Below are 10,965 nucleotides of genomic sequence, written 5' to 3'. Positions count from 1 at the left end.
GAGCCACACCGTGCGGCTGCACTTCTGCGAAACCTTCTGGACAGCGGCCGGGCAGCGCGTGTTTAACGTGAGCATCAACGGAACGCAGGTACTCGCCAACTTCGACGTCTTGAAGACGGCGGGTGGGCAGAACCGCGCGCTCATCCAGTCGTTCACCGCCAACGCCAACTCGAGCGGCCAATACGTGATCGTGTTCACCTCGGTCACCGACAAGGCCTTCATCAGCGGCATCGAGGTCCAGTAACTCGATACCGTTGCGCATCATGGCGGCGCAGAAGTGAGATGAATGCAAAGGCCGGCAACTGCTGCAAGCAGTTGCCGGCCTTGCTGTTTTATTCTTCAGTGACCTCGATGGCGCTTACCAGAGCATAGTTTTTGGTGGGAACAAACGTGAGGTTGAGTGTGCCCTGGGCAGAGGACGGAATGTTATGGAAGACCTTAACAACGGGCCGGTTGCCGGCACCGCCGGTTTCTTTGAGAATGTCGAAGTCTTTCAACAGGGTTTGGCCATTACAATACACATCAAAAACCCGGTTACCGATGCCGCCCTGCGAATCAGGCGAGGTGAACCAGGTTTCTGCAAAGTACAACGTAATCGTATATTTGCCGCCTTCCACGACGGGAATTGAATAGGTAAAGTTTCCGTAGCGATATGTGCTGAACAACTCTGGATCGGCCGTGCCATCGATGTGCTCGCTGGGCATCTTTCCCGTATGTCGGCGGCCACTTAGAAAATATTGGTCCGGCATCCAGATTCGTCCGAGATGATCGCGATAAGGGCTGTCTTGCATCGTCAACCGAACCGGAAGCATCTTCCCCGCCGTACCCGGCAGGATTTCCAGGGCGTTTACGAAGCCGTTGGGGCCTGCCCCTTGAAATGACAGATGCAGCAGGCCGTCTTTGGCCGGTGAAATATCCTTGAATATCTTCTCCGCTGCTATATTCACGCCTCCGGCATCCAAAGCAACGTCCAGACCGGAAACCGGCAACCCGTTAATGGAAAGACTGACGGTGCGCAGGCCTTCGCTGCCCACCATGGTTTCGGCAAAGTAGAGGTGAAGTTCGTAGATGCCGGGATTGAGCGGGATCTCATAAGCGAACTGTCCCTCTCGCCCTCTTTGAAAAATATCGGGGTCTTGCGTGCGCGCGATCTCGCTTGAAACGTGGTGGAAGGTTGTGCCACCTGCAAAGTAACGGTCAGGGAGCCAGACCCGGCCTGCCTTATCGACATAGTTCCCCCTGCGCTCCCCAGCGAGAATCCGTATCGGTTCAGACGCGGGAGACAACGGAACTGGAACAACTGCTGTTGCTCCGGGCGAAGCAGTTGCCTTTGCAACCGCAGCTCCAGCAGGAACATTTTGTATCCCAGTTTCAGTCTTGGCAGGCCTGTGCCACGGTCGCGCGATCGTCATCCATAGCACGGCGCCGACACCAGCCACAACCAGCGCAAGCGAGAGCCAGGGCCAACGGGCCTGTGCTGGTCGAGATATCTCAGGTTCCGAGCGCAGCAGGAATTGCGGTATGTATTGTCCCTTCGGAATAACAATCTGAACTCTGTGGTCACGCGCCTCCGTGGCGTAGCACTTCTTCAGCCGTTTTCTCAGATAGTGGGTATCCACGCGGACAGCGGCGTCTAATTGCGGATCAAACTCAGAATCGCGTCCCAACACGTCCACAGCGATGCAGTACTCTTTGAGTCCATCGGCTTCGCCGGCAAAATATTTATCGCAAAGATAGCTCAACAGACGCGAGAGTTTCGGAGAACGCCTGAATGTCTCTGTGGCAAGCAGTGCCGCAACTTCAGCCTTTTCTTGTTCCTTTGTTGGCTGCTCCAGGATTTCCGCATTTACAGAGACGATCGGGTTGGATGGGGAAACCGCCTTGTTCCCTTTCCATGGATGGGTAGTAACCGCTTCAGATTGATGTTCAACATTTCGCGGGGTACCCCTGCTTGAGCTCAGGGGCTCATCGCCAACTTCTTGAGGCGGTTCCATGTGACCGCTATCTTTATACATAGATGCTTGGCCACGGAGCATAATATCACGGTTCTCAAGAACCAGGCCTGGACCCTTCCCTGTTCCCCGGACGGCGAGATCGACCATGGCCCGGGCCAGGTCGTCTGCTCGAATCACCTGGTTAGGAAACAGCACCCGAAAGGCGGGATAGATCGCGCGCAACAGACGGTAGCTGAAATTCGGCTCCTTCCGCGGCTCCACGGGGTAGATGTACGCCGGCCGGAAGAGGTAAACGCGGGAGAAGCCCGCCGCAAGTAGCGCCTTCTCGGCCTCTCCCTTGTAGCGCGCGAAGGCCATCCGGCTTTGTCCCGTCGGGTCCGCGCCACTCCCGCTTAAGAATGAAAACCTCGCGTCGGGGCTGCTGCCGCGCAGAACTCGCGCGAACTCGATCGTGTAGTCCACGGTTATCGTGCGCAACTCCGCATCGGGCACCGCGCCGGTATACGCGCCCAGGCAAAAGACCGCTGCGTCCTGGCCCGAGAGCGGCTCCGCGAGCGCAGAGCAGTCCGCGAAATCTTGGTGCAGAACTTCTTTCAGCTTGGGATGCGAGATGTCAAGCTTTCTGCGCCCGATCGCCGTCACATGTTTGACGGCGGGGTGATCGAGCGCATAGCGAAGGGCGTATCCACCGACCATTCCAGTCGCGCCCACGATGACAAGGCGTGTCTGGACCGCCGCTGGAACGTTCACCGTCGACCCCGAAGCCGCCTGGTTATTCGCCATCATGACAGTGCGCGATCCTCCAGCCAGTCCACGTAGAGCCGGCGCTCCGCGAGCAGTCATCCGCAGTCCATCTTCACGAACGTGTCGAGATAGCGGAGCGAGACGATCATTCAAGGATTTCTTTCCACCGCCGGCCGTGATGTGATGCGCCAGGCAGTAAGTTTCCCCGGTGCCTCGGTCGCCGGTCAGCGTGAAGATTGTGCTCTGTCCACGAAATGCGTAGTGGCATCATACGGGTTCAGCTCCGCGATGACTGGGGCCAGCGCCTCGCGCGAATGCATTTCCTGCGAAGGCGCCTGATCCTTGGCGTTCATGTATACCACGAAGCGGGTGTCTGCCGTAAAGAGCGCCATCTGACCTTTCGCATCACGGCGATCGGCGCAGTGTGCGTAAAGATGGCCCGCCAAATGCCGGACATTCCAAACATCCAGCCGAAGGCTCGCATGGCTGGTTTACCCGCCCTTTTGATGCTCTTTATGGCCTGAAAGTTACAAATCACAATTTTCAGGCACGCAACCCATCCCAGGAATATTTTGTGGCAATTTCGGTTTTAGAAAAGTGGTGAACCTTGATCCGTGGCGGTCGCTTCTGCTCTGCAAGTCGGATGTTATGAGGAAGCGGCGGCACAAATACCAAATTGAAGAATAGACCGAGGCTTGCATGGCTGCCTAGCTGTGCAGGCCTTTCTAGTGAACAATATGAGAATTGCAAGTGTCGCAAGCGCGCTGCCATCGCACTACTACTCGCAATCAGAGATAACGGACGCTCTCAAGGCGCAATGGGCCGGTGAGGTCAGCCACCCCCGGGTCCTTGAGCGGTTGTACACACGTATTGGCGTGCAAGGCCGTGCTCTATCGTTACCCCTGGAAGATTACAAACGACATTATTCCTGGGGCGAAGCAAACTCTATCTGGTTGCGAGTTGCGCAAGATCTCGGTGAAGCCGCGATCTGCCAGGCGGTCACTGCCGCCGGTCTTTCCAAAGATCAACTCGGCGCATTTTTCTTTGTCTCCGTTACAGGGATCGCAAGCCCATCTGTAGATGCCCGCCTCGTCAATCGAATGGGACTTCCAACAAATATCAAACGCATTCCCATTTTTGGACTCGGCTGTGTTGGTGGCGCCGCTGGAATTGCTCGTGCTGCCGACTACGTAAAAGCTCATCCCGATCAGGCAGCGGTTTTGCTCTCGGTAGAGTTATGTTCGCTGACCTGGCAGCGGGCTGATGTTTCACCGGCAAACGTTATCTCATCCATGCTTTTTGGCGATGGGGCTGCGGCCGTAATTGTTTGCGGTCAAGATATGAACCACCCCGGCCCTGAAATAATTGCAACGCGTTCCGTCTTCTATCCGCACACTGAAGAAGTGATGGGCTGGGATATCTCCGAAAACGGCTTTCGTATTGTGCTCTCTCCCGACGTTCCCAGGATCATCCTTGAACATTTGTGCAAAGACGTGGATGAGTTTCTGCGCGCTCACGGCCTATGCAAGTGCGATATCAAAACCTGGATCATGCATACCGGCGGTCCTAAAGTGCTCGAAGCCATCGAGCAGGCCCTCAAGCTCCCGAAAAGGGCCCTTGATGTTTCATGGAGATGCCTGCAGAGCGTCGGCAACCTCTCTTCGGCATCGGTACTGCTGGTGCTGGAGAAAATCATGAAAAGCAAACGTCCAGAACCAGGAAGCTATGCGCTGCTGGCCGCCATGGGGCCGGGGTTCTGTTCAGAGATGGTTCTGATTCGCTGGTGAGGCGGCTTTTTATACGTGAAGTTGATCTTGTGAGGTACTCATCATGCATACATCTCTGAGCATCGTCTTGAGTTCGTTGTTTGTGCTCCTCGGCGGATTCAATACCTGGCTCATGCTTGGGAAAAGAAATGGTTCCACGCCGGGTGGATGGTCCTGGGTTGTGGCGCATCGCATCGCCGGGTATCTTTTCATCGCGATTTACTCTGTCATGCTCTATTACATGACCTTGAGAATGAGAAGCGCCGAGGATGAGCTGCCGGCGCGCCTTGTTGTGCACGTGGTTTTGGCCCTCTTGCTGGCTCCACTCCTGGCCGTAAAAATTATTGTCGCGCGCCATCAGAAAGGATCGCAAAACGTACTCAGCTTCCTCGGCATAGCGATCTTCGCAATCTCATTCACTTTAGTTGCCTTGAATATCATCTGGCATGTGTTGCGCGCTGCGACAGGGCAGCCCGTTTCACCTGTAATCACGGCCCTTGTGCTTACCTCTATTTTTGTGTTGCTGGGAACGCTGTTGCTGCGAAGGCCCGGAAAAACGGCGAGTCGTCCGGTTCTTGTTGATCAGCTCGGAAACCGGCGCGCAGAAGATCGGGCAAAAATCATTGCCGATCACGACCCGCCGGCAGTCTCGCTTGTTCTTTCACGCGTCCAGCCGCAAACTCATGACTCTAAAACCCTGCGCTTTATTGTTCCTCAAAACAGGAGATGGGACGCGCGTCCCGGCCAGTTTCTGGCCTTCGAATGGAATATCGATGGCAAAAAAATAACTCGCTCCTACTCAATCTGTTCGTCTCCCACGCAGCGCGGGTATGTTGAAATCACACCAAAGCGCGCGCCGAATGGGTGCGTGTCGGTTTTTCTCAATGATTGTGCGCATCCAGGACTCATCGTAACCGCGCGCGGCCCGTACGGCCAATTTTGTTTCGATGAGCGCCAGCATAGGAGCATTGTGCTGGTAGCTGGCGGGAGCGGCATCACTCCCATGATGTCGATGCTGCGTTATATTGACGATCTCTGCCTGCCAGTCGAGGTCACGCTGATCTACTGTGTCCGCACGCTGCAAGACGTTTTCTTCGCAGCGGAGTTGTCGAGTTTTGAAAGCAGTATCCGTAATTTTCGGCGAATTCTCGTCTTGTCGCAACCGCACTCAGATTGGACCGGAGCCAGAGGCCACCTTAACCGTGAATTGATAGAAAGAAATGTCGGGAACGTCATGACCTCTACTGTCTTTCTTTGCGGTCCTCCTCCATTTATGGAAAGTGCGCGCGCGATATTCGTCTCGTTGGGCGTGGACCCGGCAAACGTTATGCAGGAGAGCTTTGGAAGCCACTCAGCAGGCGTGCAGACAGCGCCGCTCGAACGCAGTTCCTTTCAAGTCGACTTTGCTCGCACTGGCAAGACAGGTCAAATTTCGGGTGCAAACACGCTCCTTGAGACCGCCGAAATGAATGGTATCTCGCTGCCATATGGCTGTCGCCAGGGCTGTTGCGGCACCTGCGCGACCCGGCTTTTGCATGGCGAGGTCCAAATGGAGCGCGAAGACGGATTGGAACCAGAGCTGAAAGCCCAGGGCTACATACTTCCATGCGTAAGCCGTGCCTGCAGTGACATCAAGCTCGATGCTTGAAAACGTGGCGCTATTTCCTTGAATCGGATAAGAGAGTTATTTGAAAGCAAGAAGTTAAAAGGTGCGTGGTCAAAGTGCCTTACGATAGCTGGCCGTAACGCCCCATGCTGTCAACTCCTTTCCTCCAATAAAAAGGCGGCTTTGCAGCCGCCCCTCTTTTCTACAATGTTGGGAACTTATTGTGTTACACATGGTTGCGCGAGGCATACCCGCACTGACCAATTAATGGCCCAGATAGCGGGTGACTATGAAGCCTACCTTGCCGGTTGGAACCCCCGGGCTCAACTGGGAACCTCCAACCGCCACGATTTTGCCATCGCTCTGAAGAGCCACAGCAGAAATTGCCGCCTGGGTTGTTCCAAAAGTGGTAGTTACCGTGCCCGCTGAGCCAAACGCCGTATCCAGCTGACCATTGCCGGTATAGCGTGCCAGAGCGAAGTCCGTTTGAGCCGCGCTTGGATGACCAGCCGTTCCCCCCGCAACAATATCGCCGTTGGTCTGAAGGGCAAAAGCGAATAGTACGGCCTGGGGCTGGGCTGAAGGAAAGGTAGTTGCCACGACTCCGTTTGTGCCGAACGTGGCATCGACGCTGCCGTTGCTGGTAAGGCGAGACAGGCCAAAGCCAAAGGCGTTCCCATTGTTGATACTCAAGCTGCTAACGGTACTACCGCCCACCAGGATCTTGCAGGTGCTCAGGCACACGCCGTCAGTTTGAACCGCAATTGCCGACGCTGCCACCACGCTTGCTGCTTGTCCTGATGCGCCAAAGCTGGTGTCAAGGCTGCCATTAGCGTTATAGCGCGAGATGATTCCTGCGATCTGTGACAGGTTCAGGCCAGGAGGTCCCGTCAGAGTACCCGGCACGATCTCGCCCGCAGCAAGCAGAATCTTGCCGTCTGGTTGCAGTGCGATGGCGGTTGGGCCTGACACAGAAATTGCGGCTTCGCCGCCATTGCCGAAGCTATCGTCCAGTTGTCCGTTGGCGTCATAGCGCGCCATAACGCTTTGCCCGGCAAGAAGAATCTTTCCGTCCGGTTGCAGCGCCAGTACGCTGGCCGCTGCCCCGAATGAGCCTATCTGTGTTTCTACGATGCCGGTGCCGTCGAATGTAGTATCCAGACTGCCATTCACGTTGAGGCGCGCAAGCATGAAGAGTGGACCAAACCCTGCTTCAAGGTTCGAACTTCCAACCACAATCTTGCCGTCACTTTGAATCGCGACTCCAATGATTTGAGCGAGGCTAAAGTCACTGCCAGGAATGATCACCACCCCACCATTGCCAAAACTCTGGTCGAGGGTGCCGTTTGTAGTAAGACGTAAAAGGCCGGAGGCAAAGCCAATTTGTCCTGCTGCAACAATCTTGCCGTCACTCTGTAGCGCTACCACATTGCCAAAAGTACCGGTGTTGTTAAATTCTCCCGCGGTAGAAATGAATGTTCCTCCGGTGCCGAATGCTGGGTCTAACTTCCCTGCCTGGGCCATTGCTGGATTTGACCAGGCCACCAGAACTGCGCAGGCAAGCACCACACCCCAAATCGTGGTTCCCAAATTCAAGTTGCTCATTGGCAACCGGTTTTGCGTCTTCCCCATCGGGGCGCGATTGACTACGTCAATTTCACACATCATATTTTCTTTTCCTTTCTTCTCCTGCATCACTGTCGGCTGACGCACCTCTTCTTGAACTACTTTTGAGGGCAGCCGTTCTGGAACGATAACCGCTATCAAACGGGTCCATTCCCGAGTACTTGTAACGATTCTGTCAATGTCTTGTCGGCAACCGCGGATAGTTGCCTGAGCCGCCGAGTTATAAGAGTTAACCGCCACACGAGAGGAAAATTACCAGCCGTTCGTCTGCGAACCGGCTCTGGGCGCAGAATAATCCAGAGGGGGGTGCGACATTCAATGCGGCCTTGCCCCTATCCTCAGCGCTATCCAATTCCAGTTCGAGTTTGCAGCAGGTTTGTGGTCCCACCCGTCTGGAATGGGCAACGCGTCGATTTGAATAAATAAGTAAGTGCCGGAATTTCGTTGTGCTTTTTTCGCCTTCGAAAAAGGTTTCCTCTAGTCCTGGCCGCAAAAGCCGGATGCAAATCAAATTTTGTCAATTAAACGTTGAGTTAACACACATAACTTGACTCCATCGGAAGCAATAATGGAAACTCTTATGTCACCAAAATACGCACGTGCTCTGGATAACCGAATGATGTACTCCATAACGATGGCAAAACGTTACAGCAGCGCCGGCGGTGTCAGGAATCTGATCGAAATCATTTTGGGCGTAATTCTCTCCGCCCTTGCTCTCTCCCCGCATGCCAGCGCTCAGAAGGTGACGGCGACTCTGCCAGTCGGCAGCGGGCCTGCCGCCCTGGCGGTGAATCCTCTGACCAACAAGATTTATGTCGCCAATTCAAACGGTTCGACTATGACTGTCATCGATGGCGCCACCAACCAAACCAGCACAATCACGGTGGGAACCCATCCCTATGCTGTCGCCGTAAACCAGCGTACAAACAGGATTTATGTGGCGAATCTTGATAGCGAAAATGTTACCGTGATCGATGGAACAACCAATAACACCGCGACGGTGAGCGCTGGGCATTTTCCCGATGCGGTCGCGGTGAACCCGGTAACCAACAAAATTTATGTTGCCAATGGGGGAAGCTCCAGTGTGACCGTAATTGATGGTGCCACGCAAACCACCACTACAGTCGACGTAGGAGGGCAGCCGCGCGCGATTGCGGTGAATGCGGCAACCAATCGGATCTTTGTCGCCAATGGCCACAGTGACAGCGTGTCGGTAATCGATGGCGCCACCAACCACACCAAAACAGTCCCGGTAGGCACAAACCCAATTACAGTTGTGGCCAATCCTCGGACCAACAAGATCTATGTGGCCAATAATCATATGGAAAAGCACACCGACAATACAGTGACAGTTATTGACGGCAGAACCAATAGCGCCACCACGTTGACGGTAGGCCACGAGCCGGTTGCCATTGCAGTCAATCCGGTGACGAACAAAGTTTACGTAACCAACACCCACAGCAACGATGTGACGATTATTGATGGGGCCACGAACCAGACCAACAGCGTGCCGGCGGGGTCCGATCCATTCGCCGTCGCGGTCAATTCGGCGACCAACAAGATCTATGTGGCCAACCAATTTAGCAACAGCGTCATGGTACTGGATGGCCGCGGGAAGCAGGGCCGTACGCTCGATGTGGGAATACATCCGCAGGCGCTGGCGGTGAATGAGGCAACTAACAAGATTTATGTCGTGAATTACGACGGAAATACGGTGACAGTGATCGACGGAGCCGGGAAATCCGGTTTGCTGAAGATGCAATAGAACCGTCAACCGAAGTAGAGCACTTTGCAATCATGTATTAATTAACCTATTTGTTTTCAATAACTTAATCCCTGTTAAATTAACCTTGCAATTGCTCGCTTAACACAATAAAACTTGACTCCTCCAGCTCTGAAATTGACAATCTCCAGGCCCCCAAAGTTCCACGACAACTTGTCGTGATGAAAAAAATCCAAATTTAACGAGAAGGCGAAGGCATTATGAAAATGACTCAAGGCCGGAAGTGTGTGCCATTTTTGGTTTTGGCAGTATGTATGTTGCTCGAGAGCACATTGACATCAGCGCAGGTCAGCGTCCTGACGCAGCACAATGACAACCAGCGGACGGGCGCCAATTTGAGCGAGACCATATTAAATACGTCAAATGTGAACGGTAACCAATTTGGTCAGCTATTTAAGCTGCCCGTTGACGATCAAGTTTACGCTTCGCCTCTCTACGTCGCTAATCTCAATATCGCAGGCGGCACACGTAATGTGGTCTACGTGGCGACGGTGAACAACACCATCTATGCATTCGACGCAGACAAGGGTGGCTCCGCGCTCTGGACGCGCAACTTCAACAACGGTGGCCGTCCCACCAATAACACAGAGGTCGGGACCGGCGGATTGTGCAACGTGTACACCGACTACACCGGACATATCGGAATTGTTGGCACGCCGGTGATTGATGCCTCCACCAATACCATGTACTTCGTGGCCCGCACAGTTGAGGGCGGCGGCACGGTGCAGAGGCTGCGGGCAATCGATATCACCACCGGCAATGACAAGGCGGCCGCCCAAGTCGTCATCCAGGCAAACGGGTTTAATCCTGTCGTCCAGAATCAGCGCCCGGCGCTGACCCTTTCCCAGGGACTTGTTTATATTGCATGGTCGTCGTTCTGCGACTTCGGGGGTTATCACGGCTTCGTCATGGGCTATGACGCCTCGACACTTCAGCAGGTCCACGTTTTCAACGACACCCCCAGCGGCACCCAGGCCGGTATCTGGCAGGCTGGACAGGGCGCCACGGTGGATTTCAATGGCGACCTCTACTACATGACCGGCAACGGAACCTTTGACAACAACGCCAACTTCGGAGAAAGCTTCGTCAAGCTGAACCCAAGCAATGGCCTCGGCGTGCAGGATTGGTTTACGCCCTCTGACTGGCCCAACATGAACAACGGTGACCGCGACTTAGGTTCTGCCGGAGCGCTACTGATTCCAAACACCAGCCTCATCGTCGGCGGGGGCAAAGACGGCATCTTCTATCTTCTGAATACCAATAACATGGGCCACGAGGTCGCCAACGACACGCAAATCGTGCAGAAGTTCCAGGCCACGTTTGTGCACAACGGATGCGCCACGTTGCACATTCACGGCGGCCCGGTGTATTGGGACAGCAACAGCGCCGGTCCGATGGTCTATGTGTGGGGAGAAAACGACTTCCTGCGGCAGTTCCAGTTCAATGGTTCGACTTTCAACACCTCCGCGATTCATACCAGCAGCA

At 54.6% G+C, this 10,965-nt stretch carries 8 protein-coding genes; 5 read left to right on the top strand and 3 right to left on the bottom strand.

Going from position 1 to position 10,965, the window contains the following annotated elements; translation table 11 throughout:
* Window positions 1-244: malectin domain-containing carbohydrate-binding protein (locus VK738_14645; GenBank protein ID HTD23895.1), on the top strand; the 244-nt coding region annotated here is incomplete at its 5' end.
* Window positions 245-332: 88 nt separating this feature from the next.
* Here the strand turns inward: VK738_14645 and VK738_14640 are convergent.
* Both VK738_14640 and VK738_14635 read right to left on the bottom strand, forming a co-directional pair.
* Window positions 333-2,798, bottom strand: coding sequence for a malectin domain-containing carbohydrate-binding protein (locus tag VK738_14640; protein ID HTD23894.1), 2,466 nt, complete (start codon window positions 2,796-2,798; stop codon window positions 333-335).
* 125 nt (window positions 2,799-2,923) lie between these two features.
* Window positions 2,924-3,145 (bottom strand): hypothetical protein, encoded by a 222-nt coding sequence (locus VK738_14635; GenBank protein HTD23893.1) that lies wholly within the window; start codon window positions 3,143-3,145, stop codon window positions 2,924-2,926.
* Window positions 3,146-3,436: 291 nt separating this feature from the next.
* On the opposite strand from VK738_14635, the gene VK738_14630 reads away from it, so the two are divergent.
* Both VK738_14630 and VK738_14625 read left to right on the top strand, forming a co-directional pair.
* Window positions 3,437-4,486 carry a 3-oxoacyl-[acyl-carrier-protein] synthase III C-terminal domain-containing protein gene (locus VK738_14630; GenBank protein ID HTD23892.1) on the top strand — a complete coding sequence of 350 codons (1,050 nt, stop codon included), beginning with the start codon at window positions 3,437-3,439 and terminating at the stop codon, window positions 4,484-4,486.
* 43 nt (window positions 4,487-4,529) lie between these two features.
* The gene (locus VK738_14625) at window positions 4,530-6,113 is read left to right on the top strand and encodes an iron-sulfur cluster-binding domain-containing protein (protein ID HTD23891.1); all 1,584 of its coding nucleotides are present in this window, start codon (window positions 4,530-4,532) and stop codon (window positions 6,111-6,113) included.
* Between the two features lie 222 nt (window positions 6,114-6,335).
* Here VK738_14625 and VK738_14620 read toward each other — a convergent pair whose 3' ends face one another.
* Window positions 6,336-7,739 (bottom strand): delta-60 repeat domain-containing protein, encoded by a 1,404-nt coding sequence (locus VK738_14620; GenBank protein ID HTD23890.1) that lies wholly within the window; start codon window positions 7,737-7,739, stop codon window positions 6,336-6,338.
* A 574-nt stretch (window positions 7,740-8,313) separates the two neighbouring features.
* Here VK738_14620 and VK738_14615 point away from each other — a divergent pair.
* Together VK738_14615 and VK738_14610 are read left to right on the top strand one after the other, a co-directional pair.
* Window positions 8,314-9,462 carry a YncE family protein gene (locus VK738_14615; protein HTD23889.1) on the top strand — a complete coding sequence of 383 codons (1,149 nt, stop codon included), beginning with the start codon at window positions 8,314-8,316 and terminating at the stop codon, window positions 9,460-9,462.
* A gap of 218 nt (window positions 9,463-9,680) precedes the next feature.
* The coding region (locus VK738_14610; GenBank protein ID HTD23888.1) for a hypothetical protein at window positions 9,681-10,965 on the top strand (1,285 nt) is incomplete at its 3' end.

It is taken from the genome of Terriglobales bacterium, from assembly GCA_035487355.1.
In the GTDB taxonomy this organism is placed as follows: Bacteria; Acidobacteriota; Terriglobia; order Terriglobales; family Acidobacteriaceae; genus QIAW01.
The sequence above is the reverse complement of the archived record's forward strand: the minus strand, read 5'-3'. Positions and strand labels throughout refer to the sequence as shown.

Coding starts and splice junctions, on each gene's coding strand:
- VK738_14625 (HTD23891.1), top strand. CDS start 4,530: ATGCATACATCTCTGAGCATCGTCTTGAGTTCGTTGTTTGTGCTCCTC.
- VK738_14630 (HTD23892.1), top strand. CDS start 3,437: ATGAGAATTGCAAGTGTCGCAAGCGCGCTGCCATCGCACTACTACTCG.
- VK738_14620 (HTD23890.1), bottom strand. CDS start 7,739: ATGATGTGTGAAATTGACGTAGTCAATCGCGCCCCGATGGGGAAGACG.
- VK738_14615 (HTD23889.1), top strand. CDS start 8,314: ATGATGTACTCCATAACGATGGCAAAACGTTACAGCAGCGCCGGCGGT.
- VK738_14640 (HTD23894.1), bottom strand. CDS start 2,798: ATGACTGCTCGCGGAGCGCCGGCTCTACGTGGACTGGCTGGAGGATCG.